The organism is Nesterenkonia sp. LB17 (assembly GCF_022565915.1).
Lineage (GTDB): Bacteria > Actinomycetota > Actinomycetes > Actinomycetales > Micrococcaceae > Nesterenkonia.
Genome location: NZ_JAJOYX010000002.1, coordinates 711,270 through 731,036, shown reverse-complemented (window position 1 = coordinate 731,036; position 19,767 = coordinate 711,270). Strand labels below are relative to the sequence as shown.

Here is a 19,767-nt window from a genome sequence, read left to right as displayed (position 1 = left end):
GACCCCGCTCGAAGAGTCAGGAGATGTCCTTCTCAGGGCGGAGGCGCCGCTGAGCTGGGCTCGGTAGTCTCGGTCCATGCATTCAGCCAGCGTCAGCACGCCCGCACTGAGACTGCGCGGCCTGAACAAGAGATTCGGACAGACCCCCGCGGTGGAGGATCTGCACCTGGACGTGCCGCGCGGATCCTTCTACGGGTTCGTCGGCCCCAACGGTGCGGGAAAGACCACCACCCTGTCCATGGCGACGGGCCTGATGCGACCCGATGCCGGCAGCGCAGAAGTCGTGGGCATCGACGTCTGGGTGCAGCCCCAGGAGGCCAAAGGCTCCATGGGAGTGCTCGCGGACGGCGTCATGCTCTTCGACAAGCTCACCGGTGCGCAGCTGGTGACCTACGCCGGGCTGCTTCGCGGGATGGACCGTGACACCGTCGAATCTCGCACCGCTGACCTGCTGCGGGTGCTCGGTCTTGAAGATGCCCGGGGCAGACTCGTCCAGGACTACTCCGCCGGGATGACCAAGAAGATCGCACTGGCCTCGGCGATGGTCCATGCACCGGAGCTTCTGGTGCTCGATGAGCCCTTCGAGGCCGTGGACCCGGTCTCCGCGCGCACGATCCGCGGCCTGCTGGAGTCCTACGTCGCCTCCGGGGGCACGGTGATCCTCTCGAGCCACGTCATGGATCTCGTCCAACGGATGTGTTCCCACGTCGGGATCATCGCCGAGGGGCGGCTGCTGGCCTCGGGAACCCTGGAGGAGGTCCGCAATGGTTCGGACCTCGAGGCGCGCTTCGTGGAGCTGGTCGGACTCGAAGGCGGAGATCAGGAGCTCGAATGGTTGCAGCTCTGATACGCCTCAAGAAGGATCTGACCTTCAACGGGTTCAACCGATCAGGCTGGCACATCCTGGGCACGGTCTTCGCCGGGCTCTACGGCCTGGGCATGGTGGGGATGGTCTTCGCGCTCCAGGTGATGGAGGGCAGCGCCGACGTCGCCGACCCGGAGTTCGTCCACACCGCCAGCGTGCTGATGGGCTCGGCGGTCTTCCTGCTCTGGCTGATCATCCCGGTGTTCATCTCAGGGGCCGACGCCGCGATGAACCCGCGTCAGTTCGTCACCTTCGGCATCCCCCGGCGGGGACTGATCCTGGGGCTGGCGCTGACCGGGCTGATCTCGATCGGAGCGGTGCTCACCCTGATCTGGCTGATCGGACAGGTGCTGCACTGGCGCTGGGACGCCGCGGCCGCCGTGACGGCGGCGATCACGCTGCCGCTGCTGCTGATCACCTACAGCCTGGTCTCCCAGGCAGTGACCACCTCGATCAGCGCCTGGCTCAGCGGGCGCCGGTCCCGGGACTTCCTCGCCGTGCTGGCGCTGAGCCTGATGGTGCTGCTCTACCCGATCATGGTCGGGCTGCAGAGCGCCTTCGCGTCGCTGGCCGACGCGCTGCCCGCCGTGGTGAACTTCCTCGCACTGACTCCGCTGGGCGCCGGGGCCGCTCTGCCTGCCGACGCGGCGGCCGGTCACTGGGGCTCATTCACGCTGCGGCTGGGGATCCTGGCAGCGACGGTGGCCGTCGCCCTCGTGGTCATCCGAGCCGCCCTGGTGAAGATCACCGAACAGCCCACCGTGCCGAGCTCCTCCGGGTCCAGGAGTGCGAAGGGACTCGGGATCTTCGCACGCTTCCCCGCCACGCCCTGGGGTGCGGTGGCCGCGAGGGCCAGCACCTATTGGCTCAAGGACGCCCGCTACGGCGGGACCCTGGTCGTCCTGCCGGCACTGGTGGTACTCGCGGTGGTCATGTACTTCCAGCTCGAGGCGCCCTGGGTGCTGCTCGCACTGGGACCGATCTTCGGCTTCAGCCTGGGCTTCGCGATCTCCGCGGACATCTCCTACGACCACTCCGCCTTCGCGCTGCACATCACCAGCGGCGTCTCCGGCATGGCGGACCGGGTGGGACGCCTGGTCGGGCTGCTGGCCTTCGGCCTGCCGGCCACGGTGCTCGCGGCGCTGATCCCGGCGGTGATGTTCGCCGAACCGGGCACCGCAGCCGCGCTGGTGGGTGCGAGTGTCGGCATGCTGCTCAGCGCCGCCGGACTCTCCTGTCTGATCTCGGCCCGCTTCACCTATCCCGTCCCCAAGCCCGGGGACGGTCCGCTGAGTCAGCCCTCGGGCTCCACCGGCCGGTTGATGATCGTTCAGCTGGGCATGCTCATCGCGACCCTGGTGCTGATGCTGCCGGAGGTGATCCTGGTCATCATCTGGATGGTCAGCGACGCTCAATGGCTGGCCTGGGTGCTAGGGATCGGATCGGTCCTCAAGGGTCTGGCGCTGGTCTGGATCGGCGTGCATCTCGGGGCGCGGGTCTATGATCGCAGTCAGCCGGAGCTCTTTCAGCAGGTCAGCCAATACTGAGGCGCCGCGGATCGGGCCCAGAGCGGCGGGTCCGGTGCTGCAGCGAGCTCGGAGCAGCGGCGGCGGAGGCGAAGCAGATGGGCTGACACCGCGTCGCGCGGGGATGATCTGCTCTCGCAGGCTCGCTAGACTAGGACCCATGATGGTCAATGACAACGGACTCCAGCCCGCCCCCGCCCGGTTTGGCATGCACACCGCTGATCCGGCCGCCGCGCCGGCACCCGGTGGAGCCGCCACCATCGAGCGCGAGCACCAGGAGCAGCTCTCCGAGCCCGGTGATCACGAGCGCTTCGCCCATTACGTGAACAAGAACCGCATCATGGAGTCCGCCCTCGAGGGCGGCGCCGTGGTGGCGCTCTGCGGCAAGGTCTGGATCCCGTCGCGGGATCCCAAGAAGTTCCCCGTGTGCCCGGAGTGCAAAGAGATCTACGAAGAGATGATGGGCGGCGGAGACGGGGACGGCGAGTCCGGCGGGGACTCCGGCGGCAAGCGCGGCTTCTTCGGCTTCGGCCGCAGCTGAACCTGCGCTGAGCCAAGCACACAGTGGAGCAGTCTGAGACGCTTTTCGACGTCGGCACCGATGTCGGCAGATCACTACCCCCGGTCTATCCGCACCGTGCCGCCCACGGCACCGCGGGAACCCTGCGCCAATGGCAGCAGGAGGCCCTCGACCTCTACATCCAGAAGCGGCCCAAGGACTTCCTCGCCGTCGCGACCCCCGGTGCGGGCAAGACCACCTTCGCGTTGCGAGTGGCGAAGCTGCTGGTGGAATCCGGTGAGGTGAACCGGATCTACGTGGTCGCGCCCACCGAGCACCTGAAGCGGCAGTGGGCCGATGCCGCCGGGCGCGTGGGTCTGGCCCTGGATCCGAACTTCAAGAACTCCGACGGCCGCCATGGCCGCCAGTACATCGGCGTCGTCGTGACCTACTCGCAGGTGGCGAACAAGCCCGCGCTGCACCGAAACAAGACCGAGGCCGGTCGCACCCTGGTCATCTTCGACGAGATCCACCATGCCGGTGACGCGCTCTCCTGGGGCGACGGCGTGCGGGAGGCCTTCGATCCCGCCGTGCGGCGGCTGGCGCTCACCGGCACCCCGTTCCGCTCCGACACCTCACCGATCCCCTTCGTGGAGTACGTGGAGGACGGCGCCGGGGTGCGCCGATCCAAGGCGGACTACGCCTATAACTACGGTCCGGCGCTGAAGGACCGGGTGGTGCGTCCCGTCGTCTTCATGGCCTATTCCGGGAACATGCGCTGGCGGACCTCCGCCGGGGAAGAGATGGAGGCCCAGCTCGGGGCCGCCGCCACCAAAGACATCACCAACCATGCCTGGCGCACCGCGCTGAACCCGGAAGGGGAGTGGATCCCTTCGGTGCTCAAGGCCGCGCATCAGCGGCTGCTGAAGGTCCGAGACAAGATCGACGACGCCGGCGGACTGGTCATCGCGACCGACCATGAGACCGCCCGCGCCTACGCCGCCCAGCTCGACGAGCTGACCGGGCAGAAGACCACCGTGGTCCTCTCCGATGACAAGGGCGCCTCGAACCAGATCGAGAAGTTCTCCGATGACCCCTCCAAGCTGTGGATGGTCGCCGTGCGGATGGTCTCCGAAGGTGTTGACGTGCCGCGGCTCTGCGTGGGCGTCTATGCCACCTCCACCTCGACCCCGCTGTTCTTCGCCCAGGCGGTCGGGCGCTTCGTGCGGCTGCGCAAGAAGGCGGAGGTGGCGTCGGTCTTCCTGCCTTCGGTGCCGGTGCTGACCACCCTGGCCAATGAGATGGAGCAGGAGCGCGACCACGCGCTGGACGTCCCGCGCGCCGCGGCGCAGGACTCCGAGGAGGGCCTCGACGATGAGCTGCTCGATGCCGCCAACAAGGAGGAGCGTGGCTCAGATCAGCTCGAGCGCGGCGAGTTCGCCGCGCTGCATTCCAACGCCTCCTTCGACAAGGTCCTCTTCGACGGCGCCGAGTTCGGCCTCGGTGGCGCCATGGGCTCCGAGGAGGAGCTGGACTTCTTAGGGATCCCCGGTCTGCTGGAGCCCGAGCAGGTCTCCACGCTGCTGCGCCAGCACCAGGCGGACCAGCTGCGCCGCAAACCCGCCGCCGCGGCGTCGGCGGAGCCGGTGGTGGACCACCGGCAGCTCAAGACGCTGCGCGCCACGCTGAACAAGTCGGTCTCGGCCTATGCGGCGAAGACCGGCATGCATCAGGGCAGCATCCACACCAAGCTCCGCGACGCCTGCGGGGGACCCGCGGTGGGCCAGGCCACACAGGTTCAGCTCGAGGAGCGGCTCAAGAAGATCCAGATGTGGTTCGTCGGGCGGAAGTAGCCGAGCGAGAGGCCTGTGACTCGGCTGCCCCTGGCCAGAGTTTCCTTCTCAGAGGTCCTCGAGGCTGACGACCTCGACCTCGGCGGCGTCGAACTCGGCATAGGCCTGTTCGACCGAGTCGTCGCTGACGCCCACGGTGAGCTCCCGGATGATGCGGACCTGGAAGTCGTTCTCCACCGCGTCGAGCACGGTGGCCCGCACGCAGTGATCGGTGGCGATGCCGACGATGGTCACCGCGTCGATGTCCTGGGCGCGGAGCCAGGCGTGGAGATCTGCTGAACCCTCGGTGATGGCAGCTGCGGGACCGACCTTGGAGCCGTTCTCGCCCTCCAGGCTGCCCACCTTCTCGGGATCACCCTCCAGGCCCTCGAATCCTGAGTAGCCGTCGGAGTAGAGGCCCTTGAGGAAGCGCGCATCGACGTGTTCGGTGTCGAGATTCGGATGAAGCTCGGCCCCGGGGGTGCCAGCCACGCAGTGCTCGGGCCAGCTCACCTTGAAGTCCGGGGTGTCGGAGAAGTGAGGTCCGGGATCGATGTGCCAGTCCTGCGTCGTGAGGATCGCGTCGAACTCGGCGTAGCTGTCCTCCAGAAATTCGCTGATCTCGCTGGCGACCTGCGCGCCGCCCGCGACCGCAAGCGTCCCGCCCTCACAGAAGTCCTGCTGCACATCGACAATGATCAGCGCCTGGGCCACTACGTCCTCCTGGTCGGAAAGCTCCGGGTATGGGTGTGCGACGCGAGGTACTCACAGCAGCACACCCACCACGTTACTGGTTCTACCCGGCCTCGGCGAGGTCGAACTCCTTGAAGACCAGTGCGCGGTCGGCGGCGGCTCGGGCGACGCTGCTGACCTGCCGGCGATCAGCTGAAGATCGTGGGCAGGACCGGGTCCCCATGCTGCAGCCGCTGCGCTGCGGGCGGGAGTTCGGCGAGCGATGCCGCGTGACGCCGACGCGCATCGGCCACGCCGGCCTGCCCGACATGTTCGGGTGCGACCTCGCCGGCGCGGACCAGCGGCACCATCAGCTCGCGGGTGCGCTGGCCATGGGTCTGCGGCGCGGCGCCGACCCCGATCAGCTCCGCGTCGGCACGGCCGGACTCATCGAAGCTGCGCACCGCCTGCTTGACCCCGCCCAGGCTCGACTTGCCGGGGGCGGTCTTCGCCACGGAGACGGGCTCGCCGTCGTCGTCGGTGCGCTGCACCAGCTTGTAGACCATCGCGGCCGTGGGGGAGCCGCCGCCGGTGACCAGCTTCGTGCCCACCCCGTAGGAGTCCACCGGAGCCGACTGCAGCCGCGCGATGGCATGTTCGTCCAGATCGGAGGAGACGATGATCTTGGTACGGGTGTTTCCCAGCGAGTCCAGCAGCGCCCGGACCTCGCCGGCCTGCTCGACCAGGTCCCCGGAGTCCAGCCGGACCGCGCCCAGCTCCGGCCCGGCGATGCTCACGGCGCGGCGCACCGCTGTCTGTACGTCGTAGGTGTCCACCAATAACGTGGTGCCCGGTCCGAAGGCTCGCACCTGGGCTTCGAAGGCCTCCTCCTCCGAATCGTGGAGCAGCGTGAAGGCGTGGGCCGCAGTGCCCAGGGTGGGCAGGCCCCATCGGCGCCCGGCCTCGAGGTTCGAGGTGGCGGTGAAGCCGGCGATCGCGGCCGCCCGGGCCGCGGCCACGGCGCTGAACTCCTGGGTGCGTCGCGATCCCATCTCCACACACGGCCGGTCCCCGGCGGCGACCGTCATCCGCGAGGCCGCCGACGCGATGGCCGAGTCGTGGTTGAGCACCGAGAGCACGTAGGTCTCCAGCAGGCAGGCCTCGGCGAAGCTCGCCTCCACGCGCAGCACCGGGGAGTCCGGCATGAAGATCTCTCCCTCGGCGTAGCCGTGGACATCACCGGAGAACCGGTAGTCCGCCAAGAACTCCAGCGTGGTCTCGTCGACGATGCCGCGGTCACGCAGCCAGTCGATCTCGGCACTGCCGAAGCGGAACTGGGCGAGGCCCTCGAGCATGCGCCCGGTGCCCCCCACCACGCCGTAGCGTCGGCCCGCGGGAAGATGGCGGGTGAAGACTTCGAAGACGCAGCGCCGCCCAGCGGCCCCGGAGGCCAGCGCGGCTTGGACCATGGTCAGCTCGTACTGATCGGTGAGCAGCGCGGTGGAGGGCGCCGTCGGTCTGGAGCGGACGGCGGGCGTGGCGGAGGCCGCGGTGGCGCGGGCAGCGTCGGGCTGGGCGGAGGCAGATTCAGGTGGCACGGTCCCAGCGTAGAATACTCAGCATGAGTTCAGCCGAAGGATCCACGCTCAGCCGTGAGGAGACTGGCCTCGATTCCGAGTTCTCCCAGCTCCTCTCTGCGGCGCGCCCCTACCAGGTGGTCGTCTGGAACGACCCGGTCAACCTGATGACCTATGTCAGCTGGGTCTTCCGCAGCTACTTCGGTCATTCCAAGTCGCGCGCGGAGAAACTGATGATGCAGGTGCACGAGGAGGGCCGCGCCGTGGTCTCCCACGGTCCGCGGGAGAAGGCCGAGCAGGACGTCACGGCCATGCACCAGTACGGTCTGCAGGCGACCCTGGAAGAGGCCGAGTAACCCGTGGCGACAGCTTTTCGCGCCACCACCAAGGGATACCGCGCCGATCTCGAACAGCATGAGCGCCGCCTGCTCAGCTCGCTCTGCGCCGATGTGATCCAGCTTCTGGAGAGCCGCGAGGACGAGGCTGATCCAGCGGACGAGGCCGCAGCCCCGGACGGGTCCGCGTCGCCGGCTGGGTCTGGGTCGCCGGCTGGGCCGGGATCCGCGGCCGAGGATCCCGCCTTCGCGCACTTCCGGGCCGAGCTCGCGGGTCTCGGCGGGGAGGAGCCGCTGGCACCGCCCGAAGATGACGTGCTGCGGCGGCTCCTGCCCGATGCCTCCACCGATCCGGAGGAGGCCGGCCACTTCCGTCGACTCAGTGAGAACTCGCTGCGCGGGGCCAAGATCGCGGATCTGCGCACCGCTCGGATGCTGCTCGAGAGCACTCCGATCAGCATCGACGACGACGTCGCCCCGGTCTTCGGCCGGGCGCTGAACGATCTGCGGCTGACCCTGGCCAGCCGGCTCCAGCTGCACAGCGCCGAGGACGCCGAGCGGGTGCATGACCTCGCGGTCGGGTCGAGCGCCAAGGACACCGACGCCTTCATGGCCGAGATCTACACCTTCATCACCTGGCTCCAGGAGACCCTGTTCAGCGCGATGACCGAGTTCCTGCCGGAGCGCGGGACCGCCGACGACGATGAGAACGCCGACGAGGCAGACCCCGACGCGAGCGGCGGTGCCGGGACATCTGCTCCATGAACGCCTCCGCTCCGGTGGGGATCTTTGATTCCGGGGTCGGCGGGCTGACCGTGGCCCGCGCGGTCCTGGACCAGCTGCCGGGGGAGTCGATCACCTACCTCGGTGACACCGCCCACGGTCCCTATGGACCGTTGCCCATCGCCCGGGTCCGCGCCCATGCGCTGGGAGTCATGGACTCACTCGTCGAGTCCGGGGTCAAGGCCCTGGTCATCGCGTGCAACTCCGCCTCAGCCGCGGTGCTGCGCGATGCCCGCGAACGTTATACCGATCGTCACGGGATCCCGGTGATCGAGGTGATCCAGCCCGCGGTGCGACGCGCCGTCTCGGCCACCCGCAACGGACGCATCGGGGTCATCGGCACCTCCGCCACCGTGAGCTCACGGGCCTACGAGGACACCTTTGCCGCCGCCCCGGCGCTGCAGATCACCACCGCGGCCGCTCCGCGCTTCGTCGAGTTCGTCGAACGCGGCGTCACCACCGGGGACGAGCTGCTCGACGCGGCGCAGGAGTATCTCGCGCCGCTGAAGGCCGCCGGCGTCGACACGCTCGTGCTCGGCTGCACGCACTACCCGCTGCTCACCGGCGTGATCTCCTTCGTGATGGGGGAGGAGGTCACACTGGTGTCCTCCGCAGAGGAGACCGCCAAGGATCTCTACCGGGCGCTCACCCGCCAGGACCTCCAGCGCCCGCCGGCTCTCGACGCACCGGGGACCGCCGCGTCGAAGGAACACATCTTTCTCTCCACCGGGGACGCGGAGGCGTTCGCGCTGCTCGCCCGGCGCTTCCTGGGCCCCGAGGTGCTCGCAGTGCGGCAGGTCGACCACGTCCGAGAGACCTATCCCACCGGCATGATCCGACGCATCACTCCCGCTATGCTGACCGGAGCGCAGGATGACTGAAGTGGAGCTACGCACCATATGAAACTCACCATCATCGGGTGCAGCGGGTCTTTCCCCGGCCCGGAGTCTCCGGCCTCGTGCTACCTGTTGACCGCCCAGTATCAGGGCCGGACCTGGCGCGTCGTCGTGGACCTGGGCAATGGGGCCCTGGGCAAGCTCCAGCAGCACCTGGCGCTGGAGGACATCGACGCCGTGTGCCTCTCCCATCTACACCCGGACCACTTCATGGACCTGTGTGGGCTCCACGTGGCCATCCGTTGGCGGCCCGGGGGCTGGCCGGGCAGGCATGTGCCCGTCTACGGACCCTCCACCACAGACCAGCGGATCGCCAGCGCCTACGGGATGGATCCCAATCCCGGGATGCATCCCGACTTCGACTTCAGGACCTGGCGGCCCCGGCAGGCCGAGACCATCGGACCGTTCACGATCACCCCGGTGCCGGTGCGCCACCCGATCGAGGAGGCCTACGCGCTGCGGATCGACATAGCAGCCGAGGCCTCGGCCGATGCCCGTGCGCATACGCTGACCTACTCCGGTGACACCGACGCCTGTGATGGACTGGTCGAAGCAGCCCAGGACGCTGACGTGTTCCTCTGCGAGGCCGCCTTCGAGGATGGCCGCGACGACCACATCGAGGGAGTGCACCTGAACGGCCACCGCGCCGGAGTCATGGCGCGATCGGCGGGGGTGGGACGGCTGCTGCTGACCCATATCCCGGTCTGGACCTCCCAGCGGGTCCTGTTGGCCAAAGCACGAGAACAATACGCAGGCGACCTCGCGGTCGCCGTCGCCGGTGTCACCTATGAGATCGGTGCCAGCACGCCCCACCACCACGGAGAGAGTGAGCAGTGACTATCACCACCCTGCGGACCGACGGACGCGCAGCCGATGAGCTGCGCCCGGTCATCATCACCCGAAACTGGAACGCCCACGCCGAAGGGTCGGCGCTGATCGAGTTCGGCGGCACCCGGGTGCTGTGCACCGCCTCCTTCGAGTCCAATGTGCCGCGCTGGCTCAAGGGGAAGGGCGAAGGGTGGGTCACCGCCGAGTACGCGATGCTGCCCCGCGCCACGAACACCCGCTCCGGACGCGAATCCGTGAAGGGAAAGATCGGTGGGCGCACCCATGAGATCTCCCGACTCATCGGCCGCTCGCTGCGGGCGGTCGTGGACACCAAGGCCCTGGGGGAGAACATGATCACCCTGGACTGCGACGTGCTCCAGGCCGACGGCGGCACCCGCACCGCCGCGATCACCGGGGCCTACGTGGCGCTGGCCGACGCGGTGGAATGGGCGCGCCAACAGGGCCACGTGTCCAAGCGCGCCGAGGTGCTCAAGGACTCCGTCGCGGCGATCTCGGTCGGCGTGCTCCCCGACGGCCAGTCCGTGCTCGACCTGCCCTACGCGGAAGACTCCACCGCAGGCACCGATATGAACGTCGTGGTCACCGGCTCCGGAGACTTCGTGGAGATCCAGGGCACCGCCGAGGGATCACCGTTCAACCGCACAGAGCTGGACAGCCTGCTCGACCTCGCCCTGGGCGGGACCGACAGGCTGGCCCAGCTGCAGCGGGAGGCGCTGGCCCAGTGACCGCGAGGATCGTCCTGGCCACCCGGAACCAGGGGAAGCTCCGCGAATTCCGCGCCCTGCTCGGCTCCAGTCCGCAGCTGGATGACCTCGACCTGGACACCGCTGTCATCGACGCTGCGACCGCCGGCTGCGCCGAGGTCCCGGAGACGGGCCTCACCTTTGAGCAGAACTCGCTGCTGAAGGCGCGCGCGGTGGCCGCCGAGACCGGACTGCCCGCCGTCGCCGATGATTCAGGACTCGCCGTGGACGTCCTCGGCGGCGCCCCCGGAATCTTCTCTGCCCGGTGGGCCGGCGCCCGAGCCTCGGACGAGGCGAATCTCATGCTGCTGCTGGAACAGCTCGCCGACATCGCCCCAGCTCATCGGGGCGCGGCGTTCGTCTGCGTCGCCTCCTTGGTGATCCCCGACGCCCAGGGCAGACCGACGAGAGAGTTCACCACCACCGGACGGCTGGAGGGCACGCTGCTGCGCGAGCCGCAGGGCCTGGGAGGCTTCGGCTATGACCCGATCCTGCAGCCGGAGGGGGAGACCCGCAGCGCCGCCGAGCTCTCCATGGCGGAGAAGAACGCGATCTCCCACCGAGGCACCGCCTTCGCCGCGCTGCGCGGCCACATCGTGGAGGCGCTGACGCAGTGAGGGGCTTGAACTTCACGGCCGTGGACTTCGAGACCGCCAACGGCTTCCGCGGCTCGCCCTGCGCCATAGGGCTGGTCAAGGTCCGCGACGGCGAGGAGGTCGACACCTACTACTCCGCGATGCGTCCGCCGGAGGGCTTCGACCGTTTCGATCCGCACAATGTCGCGATCCATGGGATCACCGCGGAGGCGGTGGCCCAGGCGCCACGCTTCGGGGAGCTCTTCGAGGACATCCACGGATTCATCGGTGAGGACATGCTGGTGGCCCACAACGCCGGCTTCGACATCGAGGTCTTCGAAGCCGCGCTGGAGGTCAGCGGACTCGATTCCCCGGGTCTGAGCTGCCTGTGCTCCGTGCGACTCTCCCGCGCGAACTACCAGCTCCCCTCGCACGCGCTGCCCAAGGCGGCCGCAGAGGCCGGCTACCAGCTCACCCAGCACCACTACGCGCTGGACGACGCGCGCGCCTCGGCGGCGGTGGTCTGCGACATCGCCGCACGGCGCAACGTCGGGGCCACCGATCGGCTGTTCCAGGAGAGCGGAATCGCCCCGCGCACCATGGAGCCCTGGCAGGCCCCGCGGACGCGGGAGTCCCGGGCGACCCGACAGGTGCGCACCATGGCGCACCTCTTCGACGCCCGGCTGCCGGCCCCGCAGCCACGGCATATGCCGGATCTGATGCGGTGGCAGGACGAGGGGAAGAACCTCCCGCCGTCCTCCGTGGCTGATCCCGCCCATCCGCTGTTCGCCCAGCAGCTGGCCTTCACCGGGAACCTCTCGATACCGCGTGCCGAGGCCAAGGAGCTGGTCGCCGCCCTGGGCGCGGCCACCGCTTCGCGGGTCACGGCGGGCACCACGCTGCTGGTGGTCGGGGACGGATTCGAACCCTGGGAGCTGAGCGCCCCTGAGGAGTCCTTCCCGCTGCGCAGCAGCAAGGCGCGCGAGGCGCTGCGCCGACAGCGCGAGGGTCAGCCGCTGAGGTTCATCGCCGAAGAGGAGTTCCGCGCCCTGCTGGGCTCCCGCTGGCCGGTGAGCTCTCCTGCCGTGACTGACCCTGAGGATGCTCAGCCTGCTGTCGAGGCTTCTCGGCCGCTCAGCGCGCGCGGGTGACCTCTTCCCAGTCCCGCGCGAGCTCGTCGATGACGGCATAGACGCTCTGACCCTCCTGGCGGGTGGAGCCAGAGCTGCCTGGGCCCGAGGCTGCCGCTGCGGGCGCAGCTCCCGCCGCGGCGAGGAGCTGACGGTCCAGGATGGCGGCGACGTCGTCGTCGAGACCTGCGGTGATCTTCTGCTGCCGCGCGGCCGCGGCGTCGGGCAGAACGTCCGAGGGCGCGCCGCTGGCGAGCAGGTGCACCAGGTCCGCCAGGTCTTCGGCCTTGCGCGTCAGCTCCGGATGTCCGTGCGTGAGCGCCATGGTCTGGCGCGCCCAGGCGCGCCGCATCGAGGCGTCGATATAGGGGACCAGACCCACCGGCACCGCGCGCAGCAGCGCCGTGGCATCGGTGGACTCTGGCTGCGCCGGGGCGCTGGGATAGGCCATCTGACCGTGGGCGAGTCCGCGCAGGCTCGTCGCGGCGGAGCCGGCCTGCGCGGTGAACATGCCTTGGAGGATCAGCCGCTGAAGCGCCTGATCCAACGGGCGCGCCGGAGGCTGCGGGGCGTTCTCGGGGTAGGACCCGGTGATCAGACGGTACCAGCGCAGCGAGCCGAGCCACATGCAGGCCAGCGGGTCAGCGCCGAGTCCCTGGCGGCTCCAGTCCAGCAGCTCCATGAGGCCATCGGCGGTGCAGAGCTGGTGCAGCACCTCGGCGTGCAGAACGATCGGTCCAGCAGCGCCCCGGCTGCCCGCCAGGACGCCGGCATCGCCAGGGCCACCCAGTCTCGAGGGTTCGACGCCGGCGGCCAGCACCGGGCGCAAGCGGCTGATAAGTATCTCGGCGGTCTCCACCTGACCAGAATAGTCTCCTGCGGGGTGGTGATCCGGCCATGTCCGTGCCAGCCGATAGCGTGGTGGCATGCGCTGGCTACACACTTCGGACTGGCACCTCGGTCGCGGCTTCCACGGACATTCCCTGCGCGACGAGCAGGAGCAGATGCTCGAGACGGTCTGCGCCGCCGTGACCGAGCATCAGGTGGACGTGGTGCTGATCGCCGGAGACGTCTATGACCGTGCGCTTCCCCCCGAATGGGCGGTCGTCGCGCTGGAGGAGACGCTGCAGCGCCTGACCGACGGCGGAACCCAGGTGATCATCACGCCCGGCAACCACGATTCCGCCCAGCGCCTGGGATTCGGGCGCGGGCTGATGCGCGGCTCCGGCGTTCACATCCGCAGTGCGCTGAGCGACGCATGGACCCCGGTGGTGGTCCCGGAGCCCAGCGGGGGCACCACCCTGGTCTACGGCATTCCCTACCTGGAGCCGCAGCTTTTTGCGCCGAGCCTCGGGCTGGACCGCGGACATCACACCGGCGTCACCGCGGAGGTGATCGGAAGGATCTGGGAGGACGTGGGCCAGCGCCGTGAGGCCGCCGCGCAGAACGCCGGGGATCAGGATTCCAGCGCTGAGCTGAAGGTGGTGCTCATGGCACACCTCTTCGCCGCCGCTGGAGCGGCCTCGGACTCGGAGCGCAATATCGGGGTGGACGTCGCCGCGGGGGACCAGCCCACACACCATCAAGACAGCATCGGCGGGCTGGCCGTGGTGCCGCTGGAGATCTTCGAGGGCTTCGACTACGTGGCACTGGGGCATCTGCATGGGCGTCAGCGGTTGTCCGAGACCGTCCGCTACAGCGGGTCGCCGCTGCGTCTGTCGTTCTCCGAGACCCGCCAGGCCAAGGGGGCGTGGCTCTGGGACTCACATTCGGGGGAGCCGGCTCAGCCGCTGGACTGGCAGATCGGCCGGCCGCTGGCGCAGCTGGAATCGACCCTCGAGGAGCTGCTGAGCCCATCGACGGTGGAGAAGCATCAGGAGGCCTATGTCCAGGTCAAGCTCACCGACCCGATCCGGCCGGCGCGCGCCTTCCAGCGTCTCCAGGAGGTGTACCCGTATATGGCCTCGTTCGCCCACACAGGACGTCAGGACACCCCGCACCGGACCTATTCGGCGAAGGTGGAGCAGGCGCGCACCGACGCCGAAGTCATCGAAGGCTTCCTGGAGCATGTGCGCGGGGGACGCGGACCCAGTGCTGACGAGACCCAGCTGATCACGCAGAGTGTCCAGGCGGTGCGGCCGTGAAGCTTCACCAGCTCACCCTGCATGCCTTCGGTCCCTTCGCCGGCACGGAACTGGTCGACTTCGACCGGCTCGGCGCCGACGGGCTGTTCCTGCTGCGTGGGCGCACCGGTGCGGGCAAGACCTCGATCCTCGATGCGGTGACCTTCGCGCTCTATGGCGACGTCCCCGGACAGCGCGACAAGACCCAGCTCAAGAGCACCCACGCGCCTGCCGAGAGTGAGCCGTCGGTGACGCTGGAGTTCACCCAGGGCGGGCGCCGCTGCCGGGTCTGGCGCTCACCGCATCACGGCCGCCCGCAGAAGCGCGACGCGAGCCGCCAGCGTGAGGTCGGGCAGCGCGTCGTCGTCGAATTCTTCCAGGACGGCGCCTGGGTGCCCTACACCTCCGGCATCCAGGCGGCCAATGATGAGATGCAGCGGATGCTCGGACTGGACCTGAACCAGTTCACCAAGGTCATCCTGCTGCCTCAGGGCGCCTTCGCGCATTTCCTGCACGCCAGCAGCAAGGACAAGCAGGACCTCCTCGAGCGGCTCTTCGACACCGACCGGTTCACCCTGCTGGAGAAGCACCTTCGGGAGATGGCCCGGGAGGCCGAGCAGCAGCTCAAAGACAGCGACACCAGGATCGCGATGCACCGCGAGAACCTCACCCAGGCCGCGCTGGCGATGCTCCCCGCGCCTGCCGATGCCGAGCCGGGTCCTGCTGAGCTGAGTGCCGCTGAGCCGGGTGCCGCTGGACGGGGCAGTCCCGCAGAGCGCGACGAGCCCGAGGCGCTGCCAGCCCTGCAGGAGGCGGAGCTCACGGAGCTCAGCGAGGTGGAGCTGAGCGAGCGTGTGGATCGGGCCATCACGACCCGGCTCGCCCAGCTGCGCCGGGGGGCCGAGGCTGCCGACTCCGCGGCACAAGACGCCTCGGCCGTGCAGGAGGAGCTGCGCGTCCGTGAGGAGACCCTGCGCCGCTTCACCGACCATGCAGCACGGCACGCGGCGCACGAGAAGCAGCGCGAGGACGTGACGGCGCTTCGAGCGCAGCTGCGTCGGCATGAGGCGGCGCAGCTGATCCAGACCTGGTTCGACGCCGCCGCCGACGCGTCCCAGGAACATCGGGCCGCCGTTGCGGCCGCCTCGAAGGTGACCCAGGAGGCCGAGTCGACCTTGGCTGGGTTCGCCGCACGCCAGCCCGATGTCGCCGCTCCCCGTGTGCTGACCACCCTGGACCAGGAACCCGCCCCCGCTGAGGTCGGTGCGGCCATCGAGGAGCTGATCGCGCTGCGCGCTCGGCTCTCAGGATCTGACACCGATGAGCTGGAGACTCGGCTCGACCAGCTGCTCCAGGCTGCGGCCGAGATCCAGCAGCAGCACGAGCAGGCCCAGGCCGAGGCCGAGGACCTGGCAGTGCAGCAGGAGAGCCTGGGCGCCGCGCAGCAGGCGCTGCAGCAGCAGCTGGAGGATCCGGAAGAGCTCGAAGCCGCCAGAGACGCGGCCCGCGCCGATGCTGAGCTGCTCGCGACCCGCGTGCAGGCCCAGCGCACCCGGGATGCACTCGCCGCCCGATGCGCGAGCTGGGGCGACAAGCAGGAAGAGCGCGAACGCGCCCACGCTGAGATGAAGCGTGAGCACGAACAGCGGCTTCAGAGCTACCTGCGCAACATGGCTCTACAGCTCGCCGGCGAGCTCGAGGACGGCATGCCCTGTCTGGTGTGTGGATCCACCGATCACCCCCATCCGGCGGTGGACGAGGATCCTGACGTCACCCGGGAGGAGGTGGAACAGACGCAGCAGCTGCTGCAGAACGCCCGGGATGAGCTCCGTGAAGCTGCGATCCAACGTCGAAGCGTCACCGAACAGCACGACGCGGTGCTCGTTGAGCTTGCGGAACATGCGGAGATCGACATCGAGCGCACCGAGGCCGACCTGGCGCAGGCGCGTGGATCTCTCATCCACGCCGAACAGCGCAGATCGGATCAGCGCGAGCTGCGCGAGCGTCTGGACGCCGACGTTGCCGAGCGACAGCGCGTCCAGGCCCGGCATGCCGAGGCACGGCACAGTGCTGAACGGGCACAGGCCACGCTCACGCAGCAGCGGACACAGGCGAGCGAACTCGCATCGGCGCTGGAGGGGCTTCGGGGCCCCTACGACTCCCTGCAGCTGCGCCGTGAGGCGCTCGAGCGAGTGCTGCAGGGGCTGCGCGATGCGCAGGCGCGGATCGAGGCCGCCGCTGTCCAGCAGTCCCACCGCGATCGGGCCCAGACCGGGGCCGCCGCCCAGCTTGCGAGCTCAGAGTTCGCCGACGCAGCGGAGCTTCAGGCCGCGCAGCTGCCTGAGCATGTTCTGGACGGCCACCTTTCGACCGTGCAGACCTGGGATGAGCTCAAGACACAGCTCGACTATGAGTCCGCGCAGGACGACATCCAGGCCGGCAGGCGTCGCCATGATGAAGGTCAGATCCGGCCCGGAGCCGAGGAGCTGCACGCCGCAGCCGAGCTCAGCGCATCCGCCGCGCAGGCCGCACGGGACGCCACGGCGGTTCTGCTCCGCTTCGACGCGCAGCGTGAGGCCGTCGAGGACATGAGCGCCAAGCTTCTGACGGCGCTGCGGCATCGTGACGCGGCGCTGGGTGCGCAGCGCATGCGAAGCGAGCTGGCTGCGACCATCAATGGTGCCGGACCGGAGAACTCGCTGAAGATGACGCTGACCACCTACGTGCTGGCCGCCCGCCTCGAGCGTGTGGCGGAGGCGGCGACCCGTCACCTGGCCACGATGTCCGAGGGCAGGTACCGGCTGCGTCACAGCGACGAGGCGGGCGGGCGCGGACTGCGCGGGCTGGAGCTGAAGGTCCACGACGACCACAGCGACGTCGAGCGGCCCACCTCCTCGCTCTCAGGCGGCGAGACCTTCATGGCCTCGCTCTCGATGGCGCTGGGGCTCGCCGAGGTGGTCCAGGCCGAGTCGGGCGGGATCGGCATGGAGTCCCTGTTCATCGATGAAGGATTCGGCTCGCTGGACGAGGACACGCTGGAACACGTCATGAGCGCGCTGCACCGGCTGCAGGGTGAGGGCCGCCGGGTGGGACTGGTCAGCCACGTGACCGAGATGCACCGAGTCATCCCGACCCAGCTGCGCATCCACCGGCACCGCACCGGATCCACCACCGAGATGGTCATCCCATGAGCCGCTGGTCCACGATGAACAAGACGGTCGCACTGGCGGCCCGAATGCCTGGCCCGATGCTGCCCGTGGGTGTCATGGCGGCATCGGCGGCCAGCACCGGATCGATGTTCACCACCGCCACCCTCACCGCCGCAGCGCTCGTCGGAATCTCGATCTCCGCCCCCGCGGCCATCGCAGGAGCCGAGCGTTTCGGTGTGCGCAACGTCCTGCTCAGCAGCGCCATCGCGCATGTGCTGATGCTGGTCCTGATGGTCAGCAGCGTGGAACGACTCACCCGGGGCGACACGCTCACCTCCAATGCGACGATCTATGCGCTGCTCCTGGTCTTCACGCTCGGCGCGGGTCTGAGCACCCCTGCGGCGGCCACCTTCAGCCGGGCGGTCAGCTCGACCCGGTCAGGAGGGTTCTCGGTGCGCCAGAGACTGCGCGCGGAAGCCCGGCTCGATGACGCTGCACTGATCACAGCGCCGTTGCTGCTGGCTCTGCTGAGCTTCAGCTTCGGGCCCACCGTGGGCCTGCTCAGCTCAGCGGTGCTCACCGCGGTCGCGGTGCCGCTCTACGCGGTGGATCGCGCTCATCCCACCGAGGTCCCGCCAGACACTGCGCGACTGCCCCTGGGAGGAGCAGAACACGCCCAGCAGCAGCTCCTGGAACAGCGCGGACTCGCTCCCGATCAGCCCGCGCAGCGGGGAGAGCCGGAGCTTGGGCAGTCGGAGCTTGGCTCGCCGGAGATCCGGCGGCCGCCGCACCCGACCGACTGGGCGCGGCGCATCAGCGCAGCGATCGTCCTGGTCGCCACCATGGGACTGGTGCTGGGCGGACTCTGGATCACGGTGCTGGACGCCGCCCAGACCCTGTTCCGGCCCAGTCTCTTCGCGGTCACGCTGGGACTGATGGCCGCCGCGGGGGTGGTCTGCGCACGCTGGAGGCGCTCGAGCTTCACCGCACCGCTGATGCTGAGGCGACGGAGGCTGCATGCCACGACTCTGTTCGTGCTGAGTCTGCTCCTGCTGCCGCTGGCCGTGTGGCTGCCCGAGGGGCTGACGTCGCTGCTGCTGCTCAGCATCATCGCCGTGCTGCAGTCAGCGGTGCTGGGACGGCTGGTGCTCGGACTCTATGCCGGTCTGGCGATCGGCGTGCCGGCTCATCGGGTGCCGACCGCACTCACCGCCGTCGCCGGGGGAATGCTGCTGGGGCTCGCACTCGGCCTCACCCTGGCAGGGGTCGCCGCCGATGAGCTCGGCACCGGCGCCTCGGCCGCGGTGGTCACTGCGGGAAGCGTGGTGGCCGCTGTCGTGGTCTTCTCGGGACAGCTCTGGGGCAGCCCCGGGTCCCGCGTCGAGCACCCGGCGGCTGCAGGCCGCCCGGACTGAACGCTGACCTCAGCCGGCCTGCAGGAAGCTGAGGACAGCCGCCTTATAGTCCCGCGAGGTCACCGCATTGATGTGATCGCGCTCGGGGATCTGGACGAACGCGGCGACGGCGCCCTGGGCGGTCACCAGCGGCACCAGGGAGGCGGCCTCCGCGGCGATCTCGTCTCTTGAACCGGCCACCACCAGTGTCGGCACCGGCGGCACGGCCGCGGCGGGGTCGTAGGGGTCCACCGAGAGGCTCAGCAGCAGCTCCACGGTATGGGGCACATTCGCTCCTGGCAGGGCGCCGGCCAGGGTCACCAGATTCCGCGTCAGGTCGTCGACGGGTCGCACGCCCTCCTGCACCCAGAGCCGGGCCTGCTTGGCCTTCAGCGCACCGAGGCGATCATCGGTGGGGGAGCCGCCCATGATCAGGTGCGTGACCATCTCGGGGTGGGCGGCGCTGAACTCCCAGGCGAGACGGGATCCCAGCGAGTACCCGTGGACGGCGACCGTCTCGTGCCCCTGCTCCTGCAGGTGCGAGCCGAGATCGGAGAGGATGTCCCGCACCCGGACGTCCACTGGGTTGAGGTCCTGAGACGCGCCGTGACCGGGCAGGTCGACGGCGATGATGCTGCGCCCAGTCCCCGCCAGCGGATCGAGCCAGCCGGTCTTCACCCAGTTGTAGAGCGTGCTGCTGGCGAAGCCGTGGATGAGCAGCACCGGGGGCCCGGTCGGGTCTGCATGGGTCCAGGTGTGCAGCGTCAGCCCTGCCGGGGTCCGCACAGACTCCGGGGCCGGAAACTCTAGGCGCGCCAT

The 19,767-nt window shown here is 69.3% G+C and carries 18 protein-coding genes; 14 read left to right on the top strand and 4 right to left on the bottom strand.

Annotation, left to right across the window (positions count from 1 at the left end; genetic code table 11):
* Window positions 1–76 precede the first annotated feature (76 nt).
* From LTH96_RS07035 to LTH96_RS07020, 4 genes are all read left to right on the top strand, one after another.
* Window positions 77–847, top strand: coding sequence for an ABC transporter ATP-binding protein (locus LTH96_RS07035; protein WP_241465001.1), 771 nt, complete (start codon window positions 77–79; stop codon window positions 845–847).
* Window positions 832–2,412, top strand: coding sequence for a transporter (locus tag LTH96_RS07030; protein ID WP_241465000.1), 1,581 nt, complete (start codon window positions 832–834; stop codon window positions 2,410–2,412). The genes LTH96_RS07035 and LTH96_RS07030 overlap by 16 nt, the downstream gene beginning before the upstream one ends.
* 187 nt (window positions 2,413–2,599) lie before the next feature.
* The gene (locus LTH96_RS07025) at window positions 2,600–2,932 is read left to right on the top strand and encodes a DUF3039 domain-containing protein (RefSeq protein ID WP_241465106.1); all 333 of its coding nucleotides are present in this window, start codon (window positions 2,600–2,602) and stop codon (window positions 2,930–2,932) included.
* A gap of 23 nt (window positions 2,933–2,955) precedes the next feature.
* The gene (locus LTH96_RS07020; protein ID WP_241464999.1) at window positions 2,956–4,743 is read left to right on the top strand and encodes a DEAD/DEAH box helicase; all 1,788 of its coding nucleotides are present in this window, start codon (window positions 2,956–2,958) and stop codon (window positions 4,741–4,743) included.
* A gap of 48 nt (window positions 4,744–4,791) precedes the next feature.
* Here the strand turns inward: LTH96_RS07020 and LTH96_RS07015 are convergent, their stop codons facing one another.
* Window positions 4,792–5,436: an isochorismatase family protein gene (locus tag LTH96_RS07015; protein ID WP_241464998.1), complete on the bottom strand. Its 645-nt coding sequence runs from the start codon at window positions 5,434–5,436 to the stop codon at window positions 4,792–4,794.
* A gap of 167 nt (window positions 5,437–5,603) precedes the next feature.
* Complete coding sequence (locus LTH96_RS07010) at window positions 5,604–6,863, bottom strand: nicotinate phosphoribosyltransferase (protein ID WP_241465105.1); 1,260 nt, start codon at window positions 6,861–6,863, stop codon at window positions 5,604–5,606.
* 152 nt (window positions 6,864–7,015) lie between these two features.
* Between LTH96_RS07010 and clpS the strand changes: the two genes are divergently transcribed.
* The 7 genes from clpS to LTH96_RS06975 are packed head-to-tail and all read left to right on the top strand — an operon-like array spanning window position 7,016 to window position 12,303.
* The gene (gene clpS, locus LTH96_RS07005; protein WP_241464997.1) at window positions 7,016–7,327 is read left to right on the top strand and encodes an ATP-dependent Clp protease adapter ClpS; all 312 of its coding nucleotides are present in this window, start codon (window positions 7,016–7,018) and stop codon (window positions 7,325–7,327) included.
* A gap of 3 nt (window positions 7,328–7,330) precedes the next feature.
* Window positions 7,331–8,071 (top strand): DUF2017 family protein, encoded by a 741-nt coding sequence (locus LTH96_RS07000; protein WP_241464996.1) that lies wholly within the window; start codon window positions 7,331–7,333, stop codon window positions 8,069–8,071.
* Complete coding sequence (gene murI / locus LTH96_RS06995) at window positions 8,068–8,970, top strand: glutamate racemase (RefSeq protein ID WP_241464995.1); 903 nt, start codon at window positions 8,068–8,070, stop codon at window positions 8,968–8,970. The genes LTH96_RS07000 and murI overlap by 4 nt, the downstream gene beginning before the upstream one ends.
* Before the next feature lie 18 nt (window positions 8,971–8,988).
* On the top strand, window positions 8,989–9,822 hold the full coding sequence (locus LTH96_RS06990) for an MBL fold metallo-hydrolase (RefSeq protein WP_241464994.1): 834 nt from the start codon (window positions 8,989–8,991) through the stop codon (window positions 9,820–9,822).
* A complete protein-coding gene (gene rph / locus LTH96_RS06985; protein ID WP_342357719.1) occupies window positions 9,819–10,559 on the top strand; it encodes a ribonuclease PH in 741 nt (246 codons plus the stop codon). Before LTH96_RS06990 ends, rph begins: the two co-directional genes overlap by 4 nt.
* Window positions 10,556–11,194 (top strand): RdgB/HAM1 family non-canonical purine NTP pyrophosphatase, encoded by a 639-nt coding sequence (gene rdgB / locus LTH96_RS06980; protein ID WP_241464993.1) that lies wholly within the window; start codon window positions 10,556–10,558, stop codon window positions 11,192–11,194. Before rph ends, rdgB begins: the two co-directional genes overlap by 4 nt.
* A complete protein-coding gene (locus tag LTH96_RS06975; protein ID WP_241464992.1) occupies window positions 11,191–12,303 on the top strand; it encodes an exonuclease domain-containing protein in 1,113 nt (370 codons plus the stop codon). The genes rdgB and LTH96_RS06975 overlap by 4 nt, the downstream gene beginning before the upstream one ends.
* Here the strand turns inward: LTH96_RS06975 and LTH96_RS13290 are convergent.
* The gene (locus LTH96_RS13290; protein WP_241464991.1) at window positions 12,287–13,141 is read right to left on the bottom strand and encodes an ADP-ribosylglycohydrolase family protein; all 855 of its coding nucleotides are present in this window, start codon (window positions 13,139–13,141) and stop codon (window positions 12,287–12,289) included. The genes LTH96_RS06975 and LTH96_RS13290 overlap by 17 nt on opposite strands.
* Before the next feature lie 67 nt (window positions 13,142–13,208).
* Between LTH96_RS13290 and LTH96_RS06965 the strand changes: the two genes are divergently transcribed.
* Genes LTH96_RS06965 through LTH96_RS06955 form a run of 3 tightly spaced genes read left to right on the top strand, consistent with a single transcriptional unit; the run spans window position 13,209 to window position 18,969 of the window.
* Window positions 13,209–14,426: an exonuclease SbcCD subunit D gene (locus tag LTH96_RS06965; RefSeq protein ID WP_241464990.1), complete on the top strand. Its 1,218-nt coding sequence runs from the start codon at window positions 13,209–13,211 to the stop codon at window positions 14,424–14,426.
* Window positions 14,423–17,596 carry an AAA family ATPase gene (locus LTH96_RS06960; protein ID WP_241464989.1) on the top strand — a complete coding sequence of 1,058 codons (3,174 nt, stop codon included), beginning with the start codon at window positions 14,423–14,425 and terminating at the stop codon, window positions 17,594–17,596. Before LTH96_RS06965 ends, LTH96_RS06960 begins: the two co-directional genes overlap by 4 nt.
* Complete coding sequence (locus LTH96_RS06955) at window positions 17,593–18,969, top strand: hypothetical protein (RefSeq protein WP_241464988.1); 1,377 nt, start codon at window positions 17,593–17,595, stop codon at window positions 18,967–18,969. Before LTH96_RS06960 ends, LTH96_RS06955 begins: the two co-directional genes overlap by 4 nt.
* Before the next feature lie 9 nt (window positions 18,970–18,978).
* On the opposite strand, the gene LTH96_RS06950 is transcribed toward LTH96_RS06955, so the two are convergent.
* Complete coding sequence (locus tag LTH96_RS06950; RefSeq protein WP_241464987.1) at window positions 18,979–19,767, bottom strand: alpha/beta fold hydrolase; 789 nt, start codon at window positions 19,765–19,767, stop codon at window positions 18,979–18,981.

Bases quoted from the DNA above. Each gene is read 5' to 3' on its own strand.
- LTH96_RS07035 (WP_241465001.1), top strand. From the start codon at position 77: ATGCATTCAGCCAGCGTCAGCACGCCCGCACTGAGACTGCGCGGCCTG.
- LTH96_RS07030 (WP_241465000.1), top strand. From the start codon at position 832: ATGGTTGCAGCTCTGATACGCCTCAAGAAGGATCTGACCTTCAACGGG.
- LTH96_RS07025 (WP_241465106.1), top strand. From the start codon at position 2,600: ATGCACACCGCTGATCCGGCCGCCGCGCCGGCACCCGGTGGAGCCGCC.
- LTH96_RS07010 (WP_241465105.1), bottom strand. From the start codon at position 6,863: ATGGTCCAAGCCGCGCTGGCCTCCGGGGCCGCTGGGCGGCGCTGCGTC.
- clpS (WP_241464997.1), top strand. From the start codon at position 7,016: ATGAGTTCAGCCGAAGGATCCACGCTCAGCCGTGAGGAGACTGGCCTC.
- murI (WP_241464995.1), top strand. From the start codon at position 8,068: ATGAACGCCTCCGCTCCGGTGGGGATCTTTGATTCCGGGGTCGGCGGG.
- LTH96_RS06990 (WP_241464994.1), top strand. From the start codon at position 8,989: ATGAAACTCACCATCATCGGGTGCAGCGGGTCTTTCCCCGGCCCGGAG.
- LTH96_RS06965 (WP_241464990.1), top strand. From the start codon at position 13,209: ATGCGCTGGCTACACACTTCGGACTGGCACCTCGGTCGCGGCTTCCAC.
- LTH96_RS06955 (WP_241464988.1), top strand. From the start codon at position 17,593: ATGAGCCGCTGGTCCACGATGAACAAGACGGTCGCACTGGCGGCCCGA.
- LTH96_RS06950 (WP_241464987.1), bottom strand. From the start codon at position 19,767: ATGGCGCGCCTAGAGTTTCCGGCCCCGGAGTCTGTGCGGACCCCGGCA.